The organism is Acinetobacter sp. ANC 3929, from assembly GCF_000369405.1.
Classification (GTDB): domain Bacteria; phylum Pseudomonadota; class Gammaproteobacteria; order Pseudomonadales; family Moraxellaceae; genus Acinetobacter.
The window spans coordinates 33,146-57,422 of sequence record NZ_KB849996.1 but is presented as its reverse complement, the minus strand read 5'-3'; the positions used below and the strand labels follow the sequence as shown (position 1 = coordinate 57,422).

General features: G+C 40.9%; 19 protein-coding genes. 8 read left to right on the top strand and 11 right to left on the bottom strand.

Annotation, left to right across the window (positions count from 1 at the left end):
* Positions 1-211: 211 nt before the first annotated feature.
* Positions 212-1,444 (bottom strand): tyrosine--tRNA ligase, encoded by a 1,233-nt coding sequence (gene tyrS / locus F909_RS16325; RefSeq protein ID WP_085940847.1) that lies wholly within the window; start codon positions 1,442-1,444, stop codon positions 212-214.
* A 61-nt stretch (positions 1,445-1,505) separates the two neighbouring features.
* Between tyrS and F909_RS16330 the strand changes: the two genes are divergently transcribed.
* Complete coding sequence (locus tag F909_RS16330) at positions 1,506-2,639, top strand: anhydro-N-acetylmuramic acid kinase (protein WP_005146326.1); 1,134 nt, start codon at positions 1,506-1,508, stop codon at positions 2,637-2,639.
* Positions 2,640-2,689: 50 nt separating this feature from the next.
* Here the strand turns inward: F909_RS16330 and erpA are convergent, their stop codons facing one another.
* The 5 genes from erpA to F909_RS16355 form a co-directional block, all read right to left on the bottom strand.
* Positions 2,690-3,025, bottom strand: coding sequence for an iron-sulfur cluster insertion protein ErpA (gene erpA / locus F909_RS16335; RefSeq protein WP_005146324.1), 336 nt, complete (start codon positions 3,023-3,025; stop codon positions 2,690-2,692).
* Between the two features lie 122 nt (positions 3,026-3,147).
* A complete protein-coding gene (locus tag F909_RS16340; RefSeq protein WP_005146317.1) occupies positions 3,148-4,152 on the bottom strand; it encodes a putative solute-binding protein in 1,005 nt (334 codons plus the stop codon).
* Between the two features lie 288 nt (positions 4,153-4,440).
* Positions 4,441-5,448: a putative solute-binding protein gene (locus tag F909_RS16345; protein ID WP_032857880.1), complete on the bottom strand. Its 1,008-nt coding sequence runs from the start codon at positions 5,446-5,448 to the stop codon at positions 4,441-4,443.
* A gap of 217 nt (positions 5,449-5,665) precedes the next feature.
* On the bottom strand, positions 5,666-6,667 hold the full coding sequence (locus F909_RS16350; RefSeq protein ID WP_005146312.1) for a putative solute-binding protein: 1,002 nt from the start codon (positions 6,665-6,667) through the stop codon (positions 5,666-5,668).
* A 204-nt stretch (positions 6,668-6,871) separates the two neighbouring features.
* Positions 6,872-7,879, bottom strand: coding sequence for a putative solute-binding protein (locus F909_RS16355; protein ID WP_005146310.1), 1,008 nt, complete (start codon positions 7,877-7,879; stop codon positions 6,872-6,874).
* Between the two features lie 212 nt (positions 7,880-8,091).
* Between F909_RS16355 and F909_RS16360 the strand changes: the two genes are divergently transcribed.
* Together F909_RS16360 and F909_RS16365 are read left to right on the top strand one after the other, a co-directional pair.
* Entirely contained in the window at positions 8,092-10,014 is a 1,923-nt protein-coding gene (locus tag F909_RS16360; RefSeq protein WP_005146308.1) for an ATP-binding cassette domain-containing protein, read from the top strand.
* Between the two features lie 339 nt (positions 10,015-10,353).
* The gene (locus F909_RS16365; RefSeq protein ID WP_005146304.1) at positions 10,354-10,911 is read left to right on the top strand and encodes a VTT domain-containing protein; all 558 of its coding nucleotides are present in this window, start codon (positions 10,354-10,356) and stop codon (positions 10,909-10,911) included.
* A 475-nt stretch (positions 10,912-11,386) separates the two neighbouring features.
* Here the strand turns inward: F909_RS16365 and gyrB are convergent, their stop codons facing one another.
* From gyrB to dnaA, 4 genes are all read right to left on the bottom strand, one after another.
* Entirely contained in the window at positions 11,387-13,855 is a 2,469-nt protein-coding gene (gene gyrB / locus F909_RS16370; RefSeq protein WP_005146299.1) for a DNA topoisomerase (ATP-hydrolyzing) subunit B, read from the bottom strand.
* A gap of 46 nt (positions 13,856-13,901) precedes the next feature.
* The gene (gene recF / locus F909_RS16375) at positions 13,902-14,984 is read right to left on the bottom strand and encodes a DNA replication/repair protein RecF (protein ID WP_005146297.1); all 1,083 of its coding nucleotides are present in this window, start codon (positions 14,982-14,984) and stop codon (positions 13,902-13,904) included.
* A 23-nt stretch (positions 14,985-15,007) separates the two neighbouring features.
* Positions 15,008-16,156, bottom strand: coding sequence for a DNA polymerase III subunit beta (gene dnaN, locus F909_RS16380; protein WP_005146294.1), 1,149 nt, complete (start codon positions 16,154-16,156; stop codon positions 15,008-15,010).
* Between the two features lie 286 nt (positions 16,157-16,442).
* Entirely contained in the window at positions 16,443-17,837 is a 1,395-nt protein-coding gene (dnaA, locus tag F909_RS16385) for a chromosomal replication initiator protein DnaA (protein WP_005146292.1), read from the bottom strand.
* A 671-nt stretch (positions 17,838-18,508) separates the two neighbouring features.
* Between dnaA and rpmH the strand changes: the two genes are divergently transcribed.
* The 5 genes from rpmH (at position 18,509) to mnmE (ending at position 22,629) form a co-directional block, all read left to right on the top strand.
* Positions 18,509-18,643, top strand: a complete 135-nt coding sequence (gene rpmH / locus F909_RS16390) for a 50S ribosomal protein L34 (RefSeq protein ID WP_000831329.1) — start codon at positions 18,509-18,511, stop codon at positions 18,641-18,643.
* A gap of 27 nt (positions 18,644-18,670) precedes the next feature.
* Entirely contained in the window at positions 18,671-19,066 is a 396-nt protein-coding gene (rnpA, locus tag F909_RS16395) for a ribonuclease P protein component (protein ID WP_004656857.1), read from the top strand.
* Positions 19,067-19,075: 9 nt separating this feature from the next.
* On the top strand, positions 19,076-19,396 hold the full coding sequence (yidD, locus tag F909_RS16400) for a membrane protein insertion efficiency factor YidD (RefSeq protein WP_005146289.1): 321 nt from the start codon (positions 19,076-19,078) through the stop codon (positions 19,394-19,396).
* Between the two features lie 5 nt (positions 19,397-19,401).
* Positions 19,402-21,159, top strand: a complete 1,758-nt coding sequence (yidC, locus tag F909_RS16405; RefSeq protein ID WP_005146288.1) for a membrane protein insertase YidC — start codon at positions 19,402-19,404, stop codon at positions 21,157-21,159.
* 114 nt (positions 21,160-21,273) lie between these two features.
* Positions 21,274-22,629, top strand: coding sequence for a tRNA uridine-5-carboxymethylaminomethyl(34) synthesis GTPase MnmE (gene mnmE / locus F909_RS16410; protein WP_005146283.1), 1,356 nt, complete (start codon positions 21,274-21,276; stop codon positions 22,627-22,629).
* 57 nt (positions 22,630-22,686) lie between these two features.
* Here mnmE and F909_RS16415 read toward each other — a convergent pair whose 3' ends face one another.
* Positions 22,687-23,868, bottom strand: a complete 1,182-nt coding sequence (locus F909_RS16415) for a PilT/PilU family type 4a pilus ATPase (RefSeq protein WP_005146282.1) — start codon at positions 23,866-23,868, stop codon at positions 22,687-22,689.
* Between the last annotated feature and the right edge of the window lie 409 nt (positions 23,869-24,277).

Below are 24,277 nucleotides of genomic sequence, written 5' to 3'. Positions count from 1 at the left end.
GCCAAATCCTTGTTTCTCAACAAGTTTTTATCTGCATCACCGCCGATGGATGTGCATTCTACAGCATTTCACATCAGACACAACCCCATTTTTTATTATTTTCTTTTGCATGTTTCTTTTTTCTACAAAACTGATGTTTTCGTTGTTTTTATCAGCTATTTGCGTATAAAAAGCAGGCTCATGGCCTGCTTTTTATTATTTTCTTTTCGATTTAGTCTGTGAAAGTCACTCGTGCAATGGCTTTTTTACCTGACTGAATGATTAAAGTGACATTCTCTTTTACCGAGAAACTCATATCAACCACATTCCAATCGACTTTTACTGCACCACGACCCACTGCATCTTTTGCAGCAGCAGCATTCGGGTTTAAACCAGCAACACGCAGAATGGTTGCAATAAATAACTCGCCGCCAAATTCACCACGAGAAATGGTTACTTCTGGTGTATCTTCTGGCACTTCACCTTCAGTTACACGGTTACCTGCACTCTTATGTGCATTTTCCGCTGCTTCTGCATCATGGAAACGCTCCACAAGCTCAAGCGCCAAGATACGTTTAATTTCTTGTGGGTTACGACCTGTAGCCATTTCATCAAGCAATACTTTGATTTCATCGAGTGACTTAAAGCTGAGTAAATCAAAATAACGCTCAATTAAGCTATCTGGCATCGATAAGATTTTTTGGTACATCGCACCAGGTGCATCAAATACACCAATATAGTTACCTAAAGATTTAGACATCTTATTGACGCCATCTAAACCTTCAAGAATTGGCACAGTGATACACACTTGTGATTCTTGACCATAACGACCTTGTAAAGTACGGCCCATCAACAAGTTAAAAGTCTGGTCTGTTCCGCCTAATTCGACGTCTGCGTCAAGTGCAATCGAATCGTAGCCTTGCACCAATGGATACAAGAATTCATGAATCGCAATCGGCTGATGGTTGTTATAACGCTTGGTAAAGTCATCACGTTCTAACATACGTGATACGGTTTGCTGGCTTGCCAATTGAATGAGATCAGCCGCAGATTTCTGATTAAACCATTCCGAGTTAAAACGGACTTTGGTTTTATTCGGATCTAAAATTTTAAAGACTTGTTCTTGATAGGTCTTTGCATTGGCAATGACTTGCTCTTGTGACAACGGCGGACGCGTTGCACTTTTACCCGTTGGGTCACCAATCATGGCAGTATAATCACCAATCAAGAACGTGACTTCATGTCCCAAATCTTGGAAGGTTTTTAATTTATTAATTAGAACCGTATGTCCTAAGTGTAAATCAGGAGCCGTAGGGTCAAAGCCTGCTTTTACACGGAGTGGACGATTCTCTTTCAGTTTTTTAAGTAAATCTTCTTCAGAGATAATCTCGTGCGTGCCTCGTTGAATGAGAGCAAGCTGTTCTTCGGCTGGCAAGAAATTTGACATCACAAAACCTAAACACATCAGTTATTCAATTTGTGCGATATACTAACATTTTTTCAGCATCTTGCAGGATAAGTTGTATATGACCGCAATCTATATTGGTGTAATGACAGGCACGAGCATGGATGGTGTTGATATTGTTGCAACTTCATTCGATCCTTTAACGCTGCATGCTACGCTGACTGTGCCTTTTGAACCTGAATTACGCGATGAGCTGATGGCATTAACGCTTCCCGACGACAATGAAATTGATCGTATGGGTAAAGCTGATGTTGCTTTAGCGCAAATGATTGGGCATGGCATTAATGAACTGATTGAAAAGAACAATTTAGACCGCACTCAAATTAAAGCCATCGGTTCGCATGGACAAACCATTCGCCATCGTCCTGAACATGGTTTTACCTTACAAATTGGCGACCCCAATATCATCACGGAAATCACGCAACTCCCTGTCGTCTCTGATTTCCGTCGTCGTGATATGGCCGCAGGTGGCCAAGGTGCACCTTTAGTACCCGCCTTCCACCAAGCCTTATTCCTACATGAGAGTATCCATCGTGTCATTTTAAATTTAGGTGGTATTGCAAACGTCAGCATGCTGCCTGCAAATGATTTAAACGGCGTATATGGCTTTGATACGGGCCCTGCCAATATTTTGATGGATGCTTGGTGTCATCGCCACACTGGGCATCCTTATGATGAAAATGGTGACTGGGCAGCATATGGCAATCCAATTCGTTCCTTATTAGATCGTCTACAGAATCATGAGTTTTTTGCTAAAGAACCACCGAAGAGCACAGGTCGTGAAGACTTTAATCTGGAATGGCTCGATGAACAGCTGAGTGATTGGCGCAATGGCCTAGAGTATGAGGAATTAGAGGATACGCCAGAGAATGTCCAAGCGACCTTAATGAAACTCACCACGCGTGCGATTAAAAAAGCAATTTATCGTAGCAAGGAATGGATGCCGACTGGTGAAATCTATGTCTGTGGTGGCGGTGCGTATAACTCCCATCTACTTGAACAGCTACGTTGGCGCCTACGTAAACATAATTGGTCAGTTCAAACAACAGATGCGCTTGGTCTAGCACCAACTTGGGTAGAGGCAACTGCTTTTGCATGGTTGGCGATGCGCTTCGTACAACAGCTGAGTGGCAATTTACCCGCTGTGACAGGGGCAGCTGGGGATCGTATCCTCGGAACAATAACCACGGTATAAAGCAAAAAAAGCTTCTCAATTGGAGAAGCTTTTTTTATATCTAGAATCTGTTAGATCGAGAACGATGAACCACAGCCACAGGTTGTCGTCGCATTCGGGTTCTGGATCACAAAGCGTGAACCTTCTAGCCCTTCAAGGTAATCAACAACGGAGCCGACCAAATATTGGTAGCTCAAGGAATCGACCAACATTTTTACATCACCATTCATGAACTCAGCATCATCTTCATTGACGCTTTCAGCGAAATTAAAGCCATAAGAGAATCCTGAACATCCACCACCCGTTACATAGACACGTAACATAAGGTCGTTATTCCCTTCACTTTCGCGCAGTTGGCGAACTTTTTTGGCAGCATTATCTGACAATTCTAGAGCTTGGGCGTTCATGATGCACATTCCTCAGACTTCAATACGTCTTTAATAAATAAAAGACCCGATATTTAGTATAGCATACTCAATATCGGGTCTGTATTTGAAGTTTAAAGTGCTGTTAATGACTTTTTACAAGATTATTTATAGTTCTCATCTTGCAGACCACATTCAAAATTCTTCGCATCTTCGCGGCAACGGAATTGCCATAGCAATTTCATCATCCGTTTGTCATAGATTCCTTTTGCAGTCAGGTTAATACGCGCTTCACGCATCAATTTTTGATAGCCTGGTTTATCAGAAGCTGGAACTTCCATCCAATATTTTTGTGGAATGTCTGCTTTCATTTTTCCAAGAATTGTAAATGCACGCGGCAATTGTCCTTTCACCCATTCTCTTGATTTCTGACCAAAGCCCTCAGGGAATTTATCTGGATGAATAATCAAATTACCGGTGACTTGTAAAATTGGGTAATTCACAATCGCACCTTTGGTTCCCAAGCCCTTATAAAGTTCCAAAGGTTTGAACGCTGCTGCTGGTGCCCCAATAATATCGACCTGACCATTGTTAAACTTCGCACCAAAGTTGGTGATATCTGAACTGACCGCTTGTGCACCGACTTGTGACGCCATAATTTTTTGGGCTTCGTCATAATCTAAAACGGCGATTTTCTTACCAGCAGCCTTGGCAACCGTATTGATATTACGGTCATTGACCAGCAAATACGCATCACCCACAGGAATAACACCGACGACTTCATATTTCCCATTGACCATTGCTTTGGCAAAAGTTGGACTCGCCAAACCTTGCATTACCTTCACAGCAAGCTTAAGGTCGGTAATTGCTCCAATCGCATCCAATGATCCAGTAAATGGGTTAAACTGACGGCCACGCATGCCTGTGATACTCACGCCATCACATTTACCCGCTTTAAAGTCTTCCGCGATCACGGCTTCATTGGTCGCTACTTTCAGTTCAATATCAGCCCCCCAGTTTTTTGCGGCAAGCTGATAATCTTTCATTAATGCATAGACATCGCCACTTTTACCCACGATATCGAATACACAAATTGTTTGTTTTGCCTGAGCGCCTGCAGATACCGCAGCGATACCTGTTGCAAGTAATAATGTTTTAAACCATTGCATTTTATTTTTCCTTTGCATCTATGCTGATTGTTGTTGCATCAAACCCAAAAATTTAAGAATTACCTAACATCCTGCTCTGGGCTTTCAAATAAAAATATGTTTTTGTTCAGTCATGTCCAATCTTCCTGATTAAAACATATTTTAAATCTTCAAGATTTCATTTGGCTTTTTATATATTGGTATGATTACGATCTTTCAAAATAAAGACAATGACTCAAATGACAAAGCCTAAAAAACAAAAAGCCTAGATGAATCTAGGCTTTAAGAGCTATTAATGGCAATTATGGATTATTCACCAGGTAATGCACATTCAAAGTTAGCTTTGTCTACTGAACAGCGCGCTTTTTTCAATACAGACATCATACCAGCATCGTAAATACCACGTTTAGTCATTTCTAAACGGCCATCACGCATTAGTTTTTGATATTTCAATGTGTCTTCAGCCGTTAAATTCATTTTGTATTTCGCTGGGATTTCAGCTTCATAACGCTTGATCATTGAGAACGCTTTTGGAAGTTGCTTCACAAAATAATCACGAGATTTTTGACCAAAACCTGCTGGGAATTTTTCTGGGCGTAAAACAAGATCCGCTGTTACTTGTAATACAGGGAAGTTAAACATTGCACCATTGGTACCCAAACCTTTGCTTAATTCTAATGGCTTGTAGGCATAAGCAGGCGCACCAACCATGTCCACTTGACCATTGTTAAATTTAGCAGCGAAGTTAGAGATATCAGAAAGTACGGCTTGAGCACCTACGCGTTGTACCATGATTTTTTGCGCATCGTCATAACCCAATACTGCGAATTTTTTACCCGCTGCTTTTTCAATTGAATTAATACTCTTGTCACGTACAAAAATGTATGCGGCACCCATTGGAGCGATACCACCAATTTCATATTTATTCCCACCTAAAGTGGTGGTCATTTTTGCTGCATTACGTGCGTCTAGAACATAAGTAATTGCGCGTTGTGCAACTTCATTACTTGGCGCACCACCTAATGAATCTACAGAACCAGCAAACTTGTTATATGGGCGGGCACGCATAGCGGTCATTGCAACAGCAGCACATTTACCTGCTTTAAAGTTGTTATCCGCAACCTGCTCATCTGTAAGCGCGAGAAGGTTGACATCAGCGCCCCAGCTTTTCGCTGCGAGTGCCCAGTCTTGCATCATTTTGTATGATTCACCTGACTTTCCTAATAAGTCGAATACACACACATCAATTGCTGCTTGAGTAGAAGCAGATACACCTAAGATCGAAGTTGCTGCAAGAGCAAGTGCAATTTTTTTCATATTTTTCATCCCTTCACAAACTTTATGTTTGTCTCCTTGTTCGAAGCAAATATTAATCATGTTTTTTGAAAAAAAATAGAGCTTATACTCTATTTTTATGTCTAGTTTGTATACTTTTTACCCAGTTTTATCTATTTCTATTATTTTCATAGGCAAATTTGTTATATATGCCTCACTTTGTTTATAGATTTATATTTTTGTACTGCTGTTCTCCTCGTTATTCACCACTCAAAGTACACTCAAAGTTTGTCCGTTCAACCGTACAACGGGCACGCTTGAGTACATTCATCATACTAGCATCGTATACGCCCTGCTTGGTTAAATTCATGCGACCATCACGTAACATTTTTTGATAACGGACTTTATCTTCGCTCGACAAAGTAATTTTTCTTGCGTTCATTCCTGCTTCTAAACGTTGCACCATGGCAAAGTTACTTGGTAGTTTATTGACGAACCATTGTCGAGATTGTGGGCCAAATCCATTCGGGAATTGGCTCGGGCGAATAATTAAGTCACCTGTAATATTCACCACAGGAAAGTTAAACAGCGCTCCATTAGCCAAGCCTTTACTAATTTCAAGTGGCTTATAAGCATATGCTGGCGCCGCAATCACATCTACTTGGCCACTATTAAATTTCTTCACAAAATCAGAAATATCAGATGGGACAGCAACCAGATCTATGCTTTCAACAATGGTTTTTTGTGCTTGATCATAGTGTAGATAAGCAAATTTTCTACCTTTGGCTTTTTCAATGGTATCGATCTTTTTGTCGCGAACAAAAATATACGCCAACCCCACTTGGATAATCCCGACGACTTCAAATTTATCGCCATTGACTGTTGCCGTTAAACGATGCTGATTTCGCTTATCCAATACATAGGTAATTGCCTTTTGTGCAATGGCATTACTGGTAACAGCGCCAACCGCATCGACTGAGCCCGCAAATTTATTATATTTACGTGCACGCATCGAGGTCATATACACACCATCGCATTTGCCTGCATCAAAATCTTTTTCCGCTTTTTCTTCATCTTGATAAGGAATTAATTCAACGTCGCCCTGCCATGTTTTAGAGGCAAGCTTCCATTCTTCAATCAGTTTATAAGACTCCCCAGCCTTACCCAATAAATCAAAAACACAAATTTGTTGTTTTGCCTGTACAGGAGTAGTCATGACAAATAGAGCCGTAGCACTCAATGCCCAAAGTCCTTTTTTCATCTCGTTTTCCCTTATTTTTACTATCTTGCACAATTTTCCATCAGTGCTCGATAAATATAGTCAGCTTTTTCCTAAATGCATAGCGCTTTTATATACATACATCGGGTTTTCATCAGTTTTAACAGACTTGATCACGTTTTAATGTTTTAGGCCAATATCAACTCAAAAGGAGAATATTGAAACATCTATACCTTCTGTATTCGTTTATTCACCACCTAAAGTACATTCAAAATTAGTGCGATCCACGGTACAACGTGCACGTTTGAGCACGTTCATCATGGTGGCATCGTAAATACCACGTTTAGTCAATCCCATACGTGCTTCACGCAGGATTTGCTGATAACGAGTTTTATCTTCAGTACTGAGATTTATTTTGTATTTGGCTGGCAATTCTGATTCTAGACGTTGAATCAGGGCAAAGTTGGTATTCAGACGACCTAAGAACCATGCTCGTGAATTTTGCCCAAAATTACTGGAGAATTTTTCAGGACGAATAATTAAATCCATGGTCATATTTACAGCAGGAAAGGTAATAATAGCCCCATCATTACCCAATCCTTTATGTAACTCTAATGGTTTGTAGGCATAGGCTGGTGCAGCCATGATATCGGCCTGGCCATTATTAAACTTTTTCGCGATATCAGATACATCCGTAAGGACCGCTTGTCCACCCAAGCTTTTGACTACGATTTTTTGCGCTTCATCATAACCAAGAACAGCAAACTTCTTGCCTTTGATTTGCTCAATCGTATTCATTTTCTTGTCTTTGACAAAAATATAAGCCAGGCCAATTTGCGAAATTCCAGCAACTTCATAGTTTTCATTATCGACAGTGCTGATCAAACGGCGTTGATTGCGCTTATCCAAAGCAAAACTAATCGCTTTCTGTGCAATGGCATAACTAGGAACAGCCCCAATCGCATCAATTGAACCCGCAAACTTGTTATAACGGCGTGCACGCATGGAGGTCATATACACACCATCACATTTGCCTTGTTCAAAATCATTTTCGGCCAGCGCTTCGTTTTGGTAACTAATCAAATAACTATCACCACGCCAGCCTTTAGCAGCTAAAGCCCATTCCTCCATAGCCTTATAAGCTTCTCCCGATTTGCCGAGTAGATCAAAAACACAAATTTTTGTCGCAGCCTGTGTTTCTGTATGCACAGCAAAAATCAGCATTGCCCCCAATGCAAGAATTCCCTTCTTCATCCTTAAATCCTGTTGATCTGCTTTTTGTCTAATTGCTTATTTTTCATATAATTTAAATGATAATCTGATTCGCGTCACAAAAATAGAGCTTTTGCTCTATTTTATGATTAATTGATCAGCTCAATTGAAACAGCTTGATCTTAAATATAAAAATTTGCATTCATGGGCGATCACCTTAAAATGCAGCTATCTATTCGCTATTTTGCATACTCATGATCCAGTTTGACCAAGTTTCATTACGCCGCGGTGGGCGTGTTCTGTTCCAAAAAGCATCGATGCAGCTCCATCCAGGTTGGAAAATTGGTCTTACAGGGGTAAATGGTGCAGGTAAATCAACTTTATTTGCTGCATTTCTGGGTGACTTGGTCGCAGATGAGGGCAATCTGACCCGCCCAGCAGTCTGGACTGTTGCGCACATGGCGCAAGAAATTAAAGCCTTGGAAATGCCAGCAATAGATTTTGTTTTGTCTGGCGACGAAGAATATTGGGACATTCAAGAAAAATTAGCGCATCCCGATCTACTCAGTAATGATGACTTGGCTCAACTTCATGGTCGTTTTGATGAAATTCATGGCTATGCAGCACCAGCCAAAGCCGCGCAACTCATGGCTGGACTCGGTTTTGTGGATAGTCAAATCCGTTTAAATGTGGCGAGCTTCTCTGGCGGCTGGCGTATGCGTTTAAATCTTGCACGTACCTTGATGAGCCGTTCAGACTTCTTATTATTGGATGAGCCAACCAACCACTTAGATTTAGATGCAATCTTGTGGTTAGAAGACTGGCTTAAAGCATATGAAGGCACACTGGTTCTTATTTCACATGACCGTGATTTCCTCGATGCCATTACTGACCATATTTTGCATATCGAAAATCAGGAACTGACGCTATATACAGGCAACTATTCAACCTTTGAAACCACACGTAGTGAACGTTTAGCGCAACAACAACAAGCGTTTGAGAAACAGCAAGAAACGCGTGCACACCTACAAAAATTTATTGATCGTTTTAAGGCAAAAGCGACCAAAGCCCGTCAAGCACAGAGCCGTATCAAGCAACTTGAACGGATGCAACAGCTTGCACCTGCTCATGTCGATACACCATTTACCTTTAGTTTCCGTGAACCGACAAAAATGAGTTCACCTTTGCTGAGTTTAGATGCAGCCACAATTGGTTACGGCGATAAAATGATTGCCGAAAAGATTCGTCTGCAAATCACCCCAAGTTCACGTATCGGTTTATTAGGGATGAATGGTGCAGGTAAATCAACGCTGATCAAAACTCTGGTCGGGGATTTGCCACTTTTGGCTGGTGAACGTAAGGCTTCAGAACTACTCAATATTGGTTATTTTGCTCAGCATCAAATGGATGCATTAGATGCAAATGCCAGTCCAATGCTGCAACTGGCCCGGATTGCCGATAAAAAAATCAGCGAAGCTGCGTTACGTGCCTTTTTAGGTGGATTCGGTTTTAGTGGCGAACGTATGGATACACCGTGTGAAAGCTTCTCTGGTGGCGAACGCGCACGCCTAGCATTGGCCTTAATCGTGTGGCAGCGTCCAAACGTGCTAATTCTGGACGAACCTACCAACCATTTGGATTTGGACATGCGTCATGCCTTGACAATGGCATTGCAAGATTTTGAAGGAGCCGTAGTTCTGGTTTCACACGAACGTCAGTTGATTGCCAGTGTTTGTGATGATCTGCTGTTAGTTCATGCAGGTAAATGCACTGAATTTGAGGGTGATTTGCAAGACTATGCCAAATGGTTACGTGAAGCACGCCAACAACTCATCAATGCCCAAAATGCATCACAGCAGCAAACAGCAAGTACCCCAACTGGAAAAATTGATAAAGAAGCACAACGTAAAGAGACTGCTCGCCGCCGTGAGTTGACTCGTCCAATTCGTAAAAATATTGAAAAAGTCGAAGCTCAAATTGAAAAGGTTCAGCCTCGCTTAGCCGAAATTGAACACGCATTGGCAGACAGTGCATTGTACGATGCCAATCGCAAAGATGATTTGATCAAGCTGATGAATGAACAAAATGAGCTGAAAGCAAAGCTAGAACAGCATGAAGAGCTGCTGCTAGAGCTGATGATGGAACTCGAAGAATTAGAAGGTTCCTTTACTGACTAAGTTCGGCATTGATCCATACATGCTCATTTGTTGCATGTGTGGATTGCATCTTTTTAAGCATATACATTCAAATAATCCTTCATTTTTCTGATCTAAAAGGGATGCAGATACTTAAAAACACTATGAATGTCATTAAAAGTGTCATGAATTTGTCGATAATTTAAGATAAGGTAAAAATTGGAATTTTCTCAGAAAATTGAGCTTTAGCTTCAGGCTCGATATACTCGACTCCCATTGTTGTATAGTTATCACTGACGAATGAATCCTGAGGGTTAAATTCATTTCACATTTTTTGTACTTAAATTTGGTGAGTACTCTATTTTGGATTATACAAACTGAATGAATTCTTTAGATTTTATTTTTAATTTTGAACATATTTTGCCTGTCTTGGTTCAAGAATATGGCCTATGGATTTATTTCATCCTCTTTCTGATTATTTTTTCAGAAACCGCCTTTGTTTTTATGTTCTTTTTACCTGGCGACAGCCTGTTATTGACGGTGGGGGCATTATGCTCCGTTGTTGAAATCATGCATCTTGGCTACATGATCAGCTTACTGTTTTTCGCTGCGGCATTGGGGTATATGGTGAATTACCATATTGGCCGTCATTTTGGCGATCGTATTTTCAATGTTAAATCACGCTTTATTAAGCAAGAATACCTGCAAAAAACCAATGTGTTCTTCTTAAAACACGGTGGGAAAACCATTCTACTGGCTCGCTTTATTCCTTTTGCTCGTTCATTTGCACCGTTGGCTGCAGGTTCAAGTAACATGAATTATAGCCACTTTGTGGTATACAACATTTTAGGTGCTTTGCTTTGGATCAGTGTTTTGGTCACGGCTGGTTATTTGTTTGGACATGCATTAATTCAGGTGAGCGACTTTGTTGAAAATTAATCAACTATTTGGCTAGTCTTCATTTCAAGTTTCATTCAACTCAAGCTTAAATAGATCATTGATAGGTAGCTGATTTCATCGGCTACCTTTTTTTAAGCATTTCATTCCGTGTAAAGTTTCACGTGGAACGTAAAAAATAATAGCTGACACAACCTCCGCACTTTGGCAATTCCGGCAGCATGCCCTTAAATATCTTATAGAATCTCTGTCCGCTATTGACCCTATTTATCATTTTAAATAGCGCATGGTTCTGGTGGGCAAAACGTCAGCAAAAAAGCCTAGAAGGAGTTAATAATGCAACTGTGGAATAAATTAAGTGTCTTAGGATTGTTGGAATGCTGCTGATGGATGGTATTGCAGATGTTATTTTTCTAATTATTGCCCTGCCACCCCTGTTAGTTTCAGGACGGAGAGCTTATCTTTTACAGTGAGGTAAAAGATAAGCCATTTTGTTTGGTATTGATGCCTAAACTAATTAAGCATCAATATCTGCATTTAACGCATTTTCTTCAATGAAGGCACGACGTGGTTCTACGTCATCCCCCATCAAGCATGAGAACATACGATCTGCTTCAATCGCATCATCAATGGTCACTTGCAACATATTACGGTTTTCAGGATCCATCGTGGTTTCCCACAGTTGCTCAGCGTTCATCTCACCCAAACCTTTATAGCGTTGGATCATCATACCGCGACGTGAGTCCTGCAAAATATGCTGCCACACTTGATGGAAATTGCTGACTTGGATACGACGCTCACCTTTTTGTAGATAAGCCCCTTCTTCGAGCAATTTAAACCAGCTCTTAGAGTTCTTCAGTAAACGCGCATACTCAGCAGAATTTAACAGCCCCGCATCGAGTAAATAAGAATGCGGTAAGTTATGCACATAGACCGTAACACGTGGCCAATAATGCGCTGACTTCTCACCTTGTGCATTTTCACGCTCAAACGATTCTAAGCTAATCTCAGGACGCAAGCTTGGTTGTAATTTTTCAATCGCAATACGCAATTGCTCAGCCCATGATTCAACATAGTCACGTTCATGGTTGTGATCTGCTTTAAATGCATCAAGCTCAAGTAAACCATCCAACAAACTTGCAGGATAACGTTGAGTGAGGCGTTGTAAGCTCTTTTGCGATACCTGATAATCGGCAATCACACTCGCTAATGCAGACCCGTTAATCGCAGGTGCTTCAGCGCTCACGTGTAATGCAAGTTCATCAATCGCATTTGAGATCAGGTAGGTTTCAAGTGCATCATTATCTTTGATGTACTGTTCTTGCTTGCCTTTCTTCAACTTATACAATGGTGGCTGTGCAATATAAATATATCCACGCTCAACCAATTCCGGCATTTGACGGAAGAAGAAGGTCAATAACAGAGTACGAATATGTGAACCATCCACGTCCGCATCGGTCATGATAATGATTTTGTGATAACGTAATTTGTCTGGGTTATATTCTTCACGTCCGATACCACAGCCCAAAGCGGTAATTAAAGTCCCCACTTCCTGACTGGAAATCATCTTGTCAAAGCGTGCACGTTCAACGTTCAGGATCTTACCTTTCAATGGTAAAATGGCCTGCATCTTACGGTTACGACCTTGTTTGGCACTACCGCCCGCAGAGTCACCCTCGACCAGATACAATTCAGACAAGGCTGGATCTTTTTCCTGACAGTCTGCCAATTTACCTGGTAAACCAGCGATATCTAAAGCACTCTTACGACGGGTCATTTCACGTGCTTTACGAGCTGCATCACGCGCGCGAGCTGCATCAATAATCTTGCCAGCAATTGATTTCGCCGCTTGCGGATTTTCCAGCAAATAAGCCGAGAACTCTTTGTTCATGGCCTGCTCAACCGCAGGTTTTACTTCACTCGAGACCAGTTTTTCTTTGGTTTGTGAAGAAAACTTTGGATCTGGGACTTTCACTGAAATGATTGCAGTTAAGCCTTCACGCGCATCATCACCTGTGACAGCAACTTTTTCTTTCTTAAGAATATTTTCACTTTCAAGATACTGGTTTAAACCACGGGTTAACGCAGCACGGAAACCTGCAAGGTGTGTACCACCATCTTTTTGTGGAATATTATTGGTAAAGCAGCGAACGTTTTCTTGATAACTCTCATTCCATTGCAATGCAACTTCAACAGCAATACCACTATCCGTATCAGCTGTGAAATGGAAAATTTCATTTAAATGAGTTTTACCTTCGTTAATGTATTTAACGAACTCAGATAAACCACCTTCATAGTCATAAACATGTTCGAAGTTTACACGCTCATCACGCAAAACAATTCGCACGCCTGCGTTTAGAAAAGAAAGTTCTCTTAAACGGCGAGCCAAAATATCGACATTAAAAATCGTTTGACTAAAGGTGAGTTCACTCGGCCAAAAACGAACCGTTGTACCCGACTTATCTGTTTCACCCACTACTTTTAATGGATATTGCGGATCGCCATGCGCATATTCTTGCTCATGGGTTTGACCTGCACGATGGATGGTTAAATGCAATTTTTTAGACAATGCATTTACAACCGATACACCGACACCATGCAAACCGCCAGACACTTTATAGCTGTTGTCATCGAACTTACCACCTGCATGCAGGATAGTCAGAATCACCTCTGCCGCCGACACCCCTTCTTCAGGATGAATATCAGTTGGAATACCACGTCCGTTATCAGTTACGCTGACAGATTCATCTTCGTGAATGGTCACCAATATCTCGTCACAGTGTCCTGCTAAAGCTTCATCGATGGCATTATCCACCACCTCAAACACCATATGGTGTAAACCTGTACCGTCATCGGTGTCACCGATATACATGCCAGGACGTTTACGAACCGCGTCTAATCCACGTAATACTTTAATACTAGAGGAATCATAAGCCTTTTCATTTGTTTGTTCTGTTTGAGAGACTGATTGAGACTCTGAACTCATGGTTACTCCCTAGTAATATTGATCTATTTAAAGATGAAAAATAAAATTATGGTGCAGCAAGACTGACTTGACCGTGAACAACATGGAATAATTGAAAAGAAATCGACAAATCCTGTAAGTGTTTTAATACCGACGCATGGTCTAAGGTGGTCATAAAAACTTGACTTCCTAACTGACTCAATCGCTCAATTAAACGTTGCTGTGCAGTCTCATCTAACTCTGCTGTCAGATCATCTAATAATACCACAGTTTCCTTATTACTCGCATGTAGCATTGCAATTTGTGACAGTTTTAATGCCATGATTAACAACTTTTTTTGTCCGCGAGATAACACATCATCCGCATTGCCAAAAGGCGTTTTTAAACGTAAATCAGCGCGATGCGGCCCATACTCAGTGTAGCGCCGATCAAGGTCTTTTTGATGCTGTTGAATCAAGTCCTGAAGTAGACCTTGCTCAGTATGAAAACCTGGATTGTATTCCAGTTCTATCTCAAGATCGGGTAGAAGTTGTTTTAAATCTTCATGGAAAAATTGGTTCCATTGCTCAACAATACTGACCCGTTGTGAGTGCAGCATTTCGCCATAATCACTCAGCATTTTATTCCAAGGCTCTAAATCAGCCAAAGTCAAATTACGCCGTGTCTTGAGCAAACTGTTACGTTGTTTGAGTGCGCGAGAATAGTATTGCCATGCAAAGTAGAACTCAGGTTCCACGTGGAACATCAACCAGTCTAGCAACTGTCGCCTTGGCTTTGCGCCGTGGTCAATAATATCCGTACTTTGTGGGTCAATATGCTGTAAAGGCAATAACTTTGCCAGCTGACCTTGTGTCGCAATGGTGTCGCCATTGACTTTAATCACCTGTTCACCCGAAGCCAACTTTTGCATACCAATACGTTCACTGGCCGATTGCGCAAAAACAATCGCATCCCCTGCTTCATATTGAATGTAATGTTTTGGAATGTGAGTACGAAATGAACGCCCTGTTGCCAGTAAATGAATCGACTCTAAAACTGAAGTTTTTCCAGAACCATTTGCGCCGTAAAAAATATTAAACGGTTGCAACTCATGGAGTGCAACCGTCTTTAAATTACGTACACGTTCGATATTTAAACGCGTGATTTGCATGCTTTAAAACTCAAATCTCGTCATTAAACTCGCATTGGCATCACGACATAAGTTTGATCAGGATGCGCTGGATCTTGAACAAGTACAGATTGATTGGCTTCACTCATGCTCATTTTCACGTCATCACCATCCAGTACACCAAGTACTTCAAGGATATATTGCGCATTAAATGACATTTCTAAAGGTGCATCTTGATATTGAATTGCAATATCTTCGACTGCTTCATCTTGTTCTGGGTTATTAGCACGCAACTGCAATGAATCTTGATTAAAATTCAAGAAAACACCACGAAGTTTTTCATTACTTAAAATAGCAACACGTTGTAAAGATTGCTTGAATACATCGTGTGCAATAAAGACATGCTTATCACCATTTTTAGGAATCACACGACGATAATCAGGGAACTTTCCATCGATTAGTTTGGTAGTGAAACGCACAGTAATATCACCCTGCTCTTTATCGCGGCTTGGCGTATTAATCGTGACATTCAACAATTCGCGTCCAATCAACAGGGTCAACTGTTCATCTTCAATACTCAGTAAACGTTGTAATTCACCAACCGCCTTACGTGGGACAATTGCCTGCATTGGTGATGCTGCTGTAGATGAAGCTAACACTTCACACAAAGCTAGACGATGTCCATCAGTTGTTACTGTACGCAATTGATTTTGATCAATTTCTAACAAAGTACCAGTCAAATAAAAACGAACATCTTGTACAGCCATTGCAAAGGCTGTTTTTTCAAATAATCGCTTCAATTCGCGCTGCGTTACCTGAACCTGTGTCCCCTGACTATTTTCAGTGGTCAACAATGGATAATCTTCAGCTGGAAGGGTACCTAAAACAAAACGGCTATTGCCCGATTTTAAGATACAGCGTTGGTCTTCTGTAATCTGCAAATCAATCAAGGCTGCTGTTGGAAGAGATTTACAAATTTCGACTAATTTACGTGCAGGAACCGTTGTTTCACCTGCTTCTAAACAAGCGCCATCAGCTAACGTTGTGCTTGCAACCAATTCAACTTCTAAATCAGAACCCGTAATCGTTAAGGCCTGTTGGGTGGTTTGAATTTTAACATTTGAAAGAATATTCAAGGTGTGGCGACGTTCAACAGCCCCCACCACATGTGATAAAACATTGACTAAACTTTCTTTAGCGATTTTCAAACGCACGATTTTATTCCTCTTACAACAGAAGCTGATATGAATGTTAGCAGTGTACTATGCTGCACTTAAAAGCAGTTTGCAACTCTGAAAGCAGGGTCTATTGACATTTAATCCCCCAATTCACTTTTGCGGATTCAAGTAAAGAAGGTTGTGCCTTGTTTTTGCATGAAAAATGGCTCAATGACACTAAGATCGTATTAAACAGCTTACCAATGAATAGATATTTATTGGGCTGATTTTCTTGATTCAGCCCTATTTTCATCGCAAAGATCAAATATCACGACGCCTAAAATTAACTTTGCAGCAAACGAAGGAGATTTTTATAGTCTTCATTAAAAATTGGATCTTCTTCACGCAAACTTGTGACTTTTTCACAAGCATGCATCACGGTACTGTGGTCACGACCACCGAAGGCCATCCCAATTTCAGGAAAACTGTCTCCAGTTAATTCGCGTGCAAGCCCCATGGCTAACTGACGCGGGCGCGCATAAATACGAGTACGTTTTGGTCCAACCAATTCTTTCAGTGGAATGCGGAAATATTCACTCACCACACGCTGAATATTTTCCACACTAATGGTCCGTGCACGAATCGCCAATACATCTTTTAAAGATTCACGCACCACATCGAGGTCAATGACAGTACCTTTGAAACGTGAAATCGCCACCACTTTATTCAGGGCACCTTCAAGCTCACGCACATTGGCAACGACTTGTTGAGCAATAAATAAAGCACAATTACGTGGTAAATCAACGCCACTGTTTTCAGCTTTTTTCAGCAAAATCTCAATTCGAGTTTCAATATCTGGTGGCTCAACACCAACAGATAAACCCCAAGAAAAACGAGAGACTAAACGAGGATCAAGTTCGGTGAGTTCTTTTGGATAACGATCTGAAGTTAAAATAATTTGTTTAGACTCATCAAGTAAAGCGTTGAATGTATAGAAAAACTCAACCAAACTAGCTTCTTTACCAGCGAGCAAATGAATATCATCGACCAATAACAAATCTAAAGAACGACAATTTTTCTTAAATTCTTCAACCTTACCTTTTTGTAAAGAACTCACAAAATCTTGTACAAAACTTTCTGAGGTCATGTACATCACGCGCGCATTCGGTTTTGCTTGTAATAAAGCATTTCCCACAGCTTGCATTAAATGTGTTTTACCCAGACCTGTTGGGCCATATAAAAATAAAGGGTTGTGCTGCGATGCCCCTAATTGGGTTAAAACCTTACGACATGTTTCAGCAGCCATCTGGTTAGAGCGACCTTCCACAAAGAGTGAGAAAGTAAATAGGGAATTTAACTGTCTTTTCTTAGGTATTTTGCTGACATTTTGACTGGGTTGTACTAAATCTGATTCTTTTTTGACTTTTGTTGGAACAGAAACTTGTGTGGTTAAAGCAGCTGTCGTGGTTGCAGGTTGCTCATGAGACGACAAAATGGTACCTGGACGTGAATCAACCAAGATTTCAACCTGACGTACTCGGCCTTCCGATAATTGCTCAGCAAGAATTGAAATCAACTCTAAATGGTTGTCTTGAATATAACGTGTCCAATATGGGTTGGGTGCATATAAACGCATCACACCGTCAACCTCTTCAGCAACCAAAGGACGAATCCACATCGCAAAGACGTTGTCAGAGAGCTCTTGTCGCAAGCGAGTTAAGCAGTCTGTCCAGAGCATGTGCATCCCCTATATATCCATTTTTTAAATTCAAAAACAAAGAAACCGCTATCCCCATCTTTCGAAGGGGTCGCCATTCTAACCAAGTTATCCACATCTGTCAGGCAAATTTATGGGACTTTTGCTGAAAAAGAAAGCAATCGTTTATAAATTCAAATTTAAAACCACATGTGCATAACTTTTTGCACAAGCTGTGGATAGTTTTAACCAAGAAGTTATCCACAAATTATAAAATTAATAAAAACATGGTTATCCACAAAGTAACTATATGTTTATTTATAAAAAAACGTGCCTTTCCACAGAATAAACCCTCCCTAATAGTAATAAATTTAAATTTTAAAATTTGAATTTACTTATAGGGGTTACTCGAATTGTGGATAACTGAGCATATCGAAATTTAAATTCAAAATCCAAGAATTAAATTTAAAATCCAAAATGAATTGTTGATAAGCTTGTGGTTAAGGTGTGAATATAGCGTAATATTGATATAATTTAAATAGATAGCATGTGTATATTTTTTGTTTTCAATTAACTAGACAACATTCGCGGTTCTCTACTGATGTCAAACAGAACAAACAAAATGTAAAGATTTTGATTTCCCATTGACAGACTGAGCTTTGCACCATAAAATCGCGGACCTTTATAGAAAGATCATTTTTGGGAGTTTCGATATGAAACGTACTTTCCAACCATCTGAATTAAAGCGTAAGCGTGTTCATGGTTTCCGTGCTCGTATGGCAACAAAAGCTGGTCGTCAAGTTTTAGCTCGTCGTCGTGCAAAAGGTCGTCATAGCTTAACTGTTTAATACTGTTAAGCTGACCAGACTTGGGTGATGACACTTTACAGTTTTGGCACTGAATCTCGTATTCGTTGTGCTGCAGATTATAAAAGTGTATTTGATGGTGCGCTTTTTAAAGTGCATCAGCCCCATTTCCTTTTTTTAGCAAAATTAACCGAACAGCCGAAAAGCCGTTTGGGTATTGTCGTTGCTAAAAAAAAGGTGCGCCGTGCGCATGAACGAAATCGAATAAAACGTCTTGCTCGGGAGAGCTTTCGCTTACATCAAGCGCAATTTAATGCTGATATCGATATTGTGGTGATGCCTAAAGTTGGTATAGAAGCAATCGCAAATCAAGAATTACATCAACAATTAGATTTTGCTTGGCAAAAATTACAACGCTTAGCAAAGAAGCATTCTAAAGTCGTTGTGACATCCCTCCAAAATTAGAGATCTCCAATGGTACGTTTACTACATTGGTTGATAAGATGTTACCAAATCGCAATTAGTCCCTTATTGGGTCCTCGTTGTCGCTATATTCCCACTTGCTCTCAATATGCAATTGAAGCACTGCAGACACATGGTGCAGCAAAAGGTGTATGGCTTTCGACGAAGCGAATTTGCCGTTGTCATCCATGGGGTGGTTCAGGCTACGATCCAGTTCCACGCAAAGCACTTCGTTTTATTTCGTTTCATCAAATAGATTCTCAAATGCATCACGTTGCTGTACCCTTTCGTGATCGTTTATTCAAGCAAAATCTCTCTAACCATTTGGGATAATAGATATGCAACAATGGGCCAGATTTGCAATTCTTGGAGCCATGTTTGTTACCGCATATTTGCTTATTTTGGCTTGGCAAAAAGATTACGGTCATGCGACACCAGCTCCGCAACAACAAGCGGCTGTTGTAAGTGCGCATGACGTATCTGCAGATTTGCCAAATGCTCAAAATGCAACAGCGGCTTCAGACTTGCCACAAGCAAATGTGACTGCATCACAAACCACAGAAACGCCTTCTGTGAGTCAGCAATTGATTTCAGTACAAACTGATCTTTATCATCTTTGGATCAATCCAAAGGGTGGTGATATTGTTCGTATTGAATTGTTAAGCCACGATGAAAGCAAAGACAGCGAAAAACCTTTTGTTATGCTGGAAAGTGATGCGAAACGTACTTACGTCGCTCAATCTGGCTTAATTGGTTTAAATGGACCTGATAGCAGCCGTAGTGGTCGTCCAATGTATGATGTTGAAAAAACAGCATATACTTTGGCGGATGCAAAAAGCGTCGCATCGAAAGATGGCAAAACACATCAAGTTTTGACTGTGCCGTTGGTATTTAAAACACCAGAAGGCGTAGAAGTGATCAAATCGTTCACCTTCACGCAGGGTGATTATCCGATTACGGTAAAACACCAAGTCATTAACCGTAGTCAGCAAAACTGGCAAGGGCAAATGTTTGGTCAGTTAAAGCGTGATAATTCAGACGATCCAGGTAAATCTTCGCAAGGTATTTTCACTTTGGGAACCTATCTGGGTGGCGCTTGGGGCGCACCTGATGCGCACTATAACAAGTTAAAATTTACTAATTTTAATGATGAAAAACTGAATGTTGATGCAAAAGGTGGCTGGGTTGCTATCGTTCAGCATTATTTTGTAAGTGCTTGGATTCCTGGGAATTTAAAACTTACTCAAGCTGATGGTCAGCCCTATGTTGCTAAGTTGGAATCTCGTCAGTCTGCTGATCACATGAATATCATGGGCTTCACTTCTCCAGTGATTAATGTACCAGCGGGTACGTCAATGGAAGTGGATGCTAAGCTTTATTCTGGTCCAAAAGTTCAGTCTGAACTAAAAGATTTGGCAGATGGTTTAAACCAAACTGTAGATTATGGTTGGTTATGGCCAATTGCTAAATTGTTATTCTTAGGTTTGCAATTCTTCCATAACATCATTGGTAACTGGGGTTGGTCAATCATTCTATTGACGATCTTGGTGAAACTGATTTTATGGCCACTTTCTTCAAAAAGTTATCGCTCAATGGCGAAAATGCGCGTGATTGCACCTGAAATGCAACGCATGAAAGAAGAATTTGGTGAAGACCGTATGCGTTTCTCGCAAGAAATGATGGCGTTATACAAGCGTGAACAAGTCAATCCATTGTCTGGTTGCTTGCCGTTATTGTTACAAATGCCGATTTTCTTGGCCTTGTACTGGGTATTGATGGAATCTGTTGAACTCCGTCATGCACCATGGTTAGGCTGGATTCAAGATTTATCAGCAATGGATCCATGGTTTATCTTGCCGTTGATCATGGGTGTGACCATGTTCGTTCAGCAAATGTTGAACCCACAGCCAACTGATCCAATGCAGGCAAAAGTATTCCGTATCATGCCAATCATGTTTACGGTATTCATGTTGTTCTTCCCTGCGGGCCTCGTGCTTTACTGGATCGTCAACAACAGTATTACCATTTTGCAACAATGGTTTATTAACAAAGGTGTCGAAAAAGACCGTCTCAACAAGGTTGAGCCGAGCGCTTAAGTTCGAACTTTTACTGAATAAATCCGCTTAAGATGGTAATCTTAGGCGGATTTTTCTTTGTCTGTATTTAGGGTTATCCATTGTATACCCCGCTTGTTTTTAGGTGAATTTAACATGCAACATCAAACCACTATTGCTGCGATTGCTACCCCATTAGGTCGTGGTGGTGTGGGGGTGATTCGACTCTCTGGACCGAAAGCCTATGCGATAGCAGAACAACTAACCCAGAAAAAACTTCCTGCTGCACGAGTAGCTGGCTTCCGTCAGTTTTGTGATGCCGATGGCTCGGTGATGGATGAAGGGATTGTATTGTGTTTCCCTAACCCACATTCGTTTACGGGTGAAGATGTGGTGGAATTACAGGGGCATGGTGGTCCTGTCATCCAAAATGCTTTGCTAGCACGTTTACTCGATTTGGGCGCGACTGCTGCAAAAGCGGGTGAGTTTTCCATGCGTGCCTTTGAAAATGGCAAGATGGATTTGGTACAAGCAGAAGCAATTGCCGATCTGATTGATGCGACTTCACAAGCTGCAGCACGTTCTGCGGTCCGCTCTTTGCAAGGTGCATTCTCAACCAAAATTAATACCGTTTTAGAAAAATTGATTCACTTACGTTTGCATGTTGAAGCGGCCATTGATTTCCCAGAAGAAGAAATTGATTTTCTTGCCGATGGTAAGATTTTAGCCTTGCTAGATGATGTACAGGATTCAGTTCAAGCAGTACAGCAATCTGCACGCCAAGGCCAATTGCTACGTGAAGGTTTACAGGTGGTGATTGCAGGTAAACCGAATGCAGGCAAATCCAGTTTGTTAAATGCATTGGCTGGGCATGAGCGCGCGATCGTGACTGATATCGCGGGTACTACTCGTGATGTGTTGCATGAAAAGATCAGTTTAAATGGTTTGCCAATTACCCTAACCGATACTGCTGGTCTACGTGAAACTGGCGATATCGTTGAGCAAGAAGGTATTCGTCGTGCCATCAAGGAAATCGAACAGGCGGATCTATTGCTATTGGTTTATGACCTAAATCAGGGAGATGAACCTTTGCAATTGGCACATGAATATTTTGCAGAGCATCTTGAGCCAAAACGTTTGCTATTGATTGGCAATAAATGTGATTTAACCGGTCAGGATGCTGCGTTAAGTGATTATCAAGGCTTCCGTCATATCAGTGTCTCTGCAAAACAGGAGATGGGTGTTCAAGCGCTCATAGAGGCGGTTACAGCACATGCTGGCTTCCAGCCTGAGGAAGACACCTTTATTGCTCGAACACGTCATTTAGACGCAATGAAGCGTACTCAGCGCTATTTATCTGAAGCACGTGAGCAACTTGTGGTATTTAATGCGGGTGAGCTGGTGGCAGAGTCATTACGTTTGGCGCAAAATGCATTGGGTGAAATCACAGGTGATTTTAGTGCTGATGATCTGCTGGGTAAGATTTTTGGTTCGTTCTGTATTGGGAAATAATCAATTAAATCAAAGATAAGTGGCTTAGATCATTGTGTGATCTAAGCCACTGTTCAATTAACCTTGTTCTTGCTCTTCCTCAGCTTTCTGTTCTGGTACGACGTTTAATGCAGTCATCATGGCAACGGGTACGCCTTCCTGACGTGTGGCTTTGAGCTTGATCTGTAAACGTAATTCATTGACTGAATCGGCATTACGTAAAGCCTCGTCGTAGCTGATTGCGCCTTCGTTATAGAGCTCAAATAGCGCTTGATCGAAGGTTTGCATACCCAGCTCGCGTGATTTGCTCATAATCTCTTTCAGCGCGTGGAATTGTCCTTTTAGAATATTGTCTCCAATTAATGGGGTATTCAGCAAAATTTCAATCGCTGCACGGCGACCTTGACCGTCTTGAGTCCTTACCAACCGTTGCGAAATAATCGCTTTTATATTGGATGAAAGATCCATGAGCAATTGATTACGACGTTCTTCCGGGAAAAAGTTAATAATCCGATCCAAGGCTTGATTGGCATTGTTGGCATGTAAAGTGCCTAAGCAAAGATGGCCTGTTTCAGCAAAGGCAATTGCATGTTCCATGGTTTCAGTATCACGGATTTCACCAATCAGAATCACATCGGGTGCCTGACGTAAGGTGTTTTTCAAGGCATGCTGCCATGAATGACAATCAACACCGACTTCACGATGGGTAATCATTGATTTTTTGTGTTTATGAACGTATTCCACAGGATCTTCAACGGTGATGATATGCCCTGCTGAGTTTTCATTGCGGTGGTCGATCATGGCGGCCAATGAGGTGGATTTACCTGAACCTGTTCCACCAACCACCAGCATTAAACCACGTTTTTCCATAATCACATTTTTCAAGGATTCTGGGAGTTTAAGCTTTTGGAAGGTGGGAATTTCAGAAGTAATCGTACGAATCACCATGCCAATCTGTAGCTGTTGCTTAAAGACATTGACACGGAAACGTGAAACATTGGGCACATTGATTGCAAAATTGCATTCCCATTCATTTTCGAATTCTTGGCGTTGTTTTTCATTCATTAAGCTATAGGCAAACAGCTTGGTTTTATCTGCTGTTAAGGCTTGTTGCCCCAAAGGTCGCATTAAGCCTTGTAGTTTAATGCTCGGTGGAAAATCTGCGGTGATAAATAAATCTGAACCGCCATATTCCACCACTTTGGTGAGCATATGAAACATAAAGGTTTTGGCTTCTTCTAATAGTTCCGCGCTATACATTGATGTACCTAAATTTTAAGATGAAACGGTGTCCATTCCTATGATATGACTAAAATCGTTCGATAATACAAACATATTTTGATGACTTAAAAATGAGGTTACCTATCGATATTCATTTCCTTTGAGTCTGGGGGCTTTTATTACTGCATTCCCCGCTTCCTGACGAATTGGAACAGATTATTCCAAAAAGAAAAGCTTTGAGCTACTGAGTATTTAAAATATTAAATAAATATCAATATGATATATCAATATTGTCAGTTTTTTACCAATTGTATAAGTTAAGTTTGGCATGTTATTACATTGAACTATAAGTTCCGACGTTCCACGTGAAACATCGCGAGTGTTAGTTGATTTTTGGTTGTTGCTCAGTAAGCTAAGCTGTTTGTCGATCAGAGAGTCATTACAATAG

Excerpts from the sequence above, each read along its gene's own strand:
- dnaA (WP_005146292.1), bottom strand. The coding sequence starts at position 17,837 with ATGCTCTGGACAGACTGCTTAACTCGCTTGCGACAAGAGCTCTCTGAC.
- recF (WP_005146297.1), bottom strand. The coding sequence starts at position 14,984 with ATGCAAATCACGCGTTTAAATATCGAACGTGTACGTAATTTAAAGACG.
- F909_RS16350 (WP_005146312.1), bottom strand. The coding sequence starts at position 6,667 with ATGAAAAAAGGACTTTGGGCATTGAGTGCTACGGCTCTATTTGTCATG.
- yidD (WP_005146289.1), top strand. The coding sequence starts at position 19,076 with ATGGTACGTTTACTACATTGGTTGATAAGATGTTACCAAATCGCAATT.
- gyrB (WP_005146299.1), bottom strand. The coding sequence starts at position 13,855 with ATGAGTTCAGAGTCTCAATCAGTCTCTCAAACAGAACAAACAAATGAA.
- F909_RS16360 (WP_005146308.1), top strand. The coding sequence starts at position 8,092 with ATGATCCAGTTTGACCAAGTTTCATTACGCCGCGGTGGGCGTGTTCTG.
- F909_RS16365 (WP_005146304.1), top strand. The coding sequence starts at position 10,354 with ATGAATTCTTTAGATTTTATTTTTAATTTTGAACATATTTTGCCTGTC.
- mnmE (WP_005146283.1), top strand. The coding sequence starts at position 21,274 with ATGCAACATCAAACCACTATTGCTGCGATTGCTACCCCATTAGGTCGT.
- rpmH (WP_000831329.1), top strand. The coding sequence starts at position 18,509 with ATGAAACGTACTTTCCAACCATCTGAATTAAAGCGTAAGCGTGTTCAT.
- F909_RS16355 (WP_005146310.1), bottom strand. The coding sequence starts at position 7,879 with ATGAAGAAGGGAATTCTTGCATTGGGGGCAATGCTGATTTTTGCTGTG.
- yidC (WP_005146288.1), top strand. The coding sequence starts at position 19,402 with ATGCAACAATGGGCCAGATTTGCAATTCTTGGAGCCATGTTTGTTACC.
- F909_RS16415 (WP_005146282.1), bottom strand. The coding sequence starts at position 23,868 with ATGTATAGCGCGGAACTATTAGAAGAAGCCAAAACCTTTATGTTTCAT.
- F909_RS16330 (WP_005146326.1), top strand. The coding sequence starts at position 1,506 with ATGACCGCAATCTATATTGGTGTAATGACAGGCACGAGCATGGATGGT.
- F909_RS16345 (WP_032857880.1), bottom strand. The coding sequence starts at position 5,448 with ATGAAAAAAATTGCACTTGCTCTTGCAGCAACTTCGATCTTAGGTGTA.
- F909_RS16340 (WP_005146317.1), bottom strand. The coding sequence starts at position 4,152 with ATGCAATGGTTTAAAACATTATTACTTGCAACAGGTATCGCTGCGGTA.
- erpA (WP_005146324.1), bottom strand. The coding sequence starts at position 3,025 with ATGAACGCCCAAGCTCTAGAATTGTCAGATAATGCTGCCAAAAAAGTT.
- tyrS (WP_085940847.1), bottom strand. The coding sequence starts at position 1,444 with ATGTGTTTAGGTTTTGTGATGTCAAATTTCTTGCCAGCCGAAGAACAG.
- rnpA (WP_004656857.1), top strand. The coding sequence starts at position 18,671 with ATGACACTTTACAGTTTTGGCACTGAATCTCGTATTCGTTGTGCTGCA.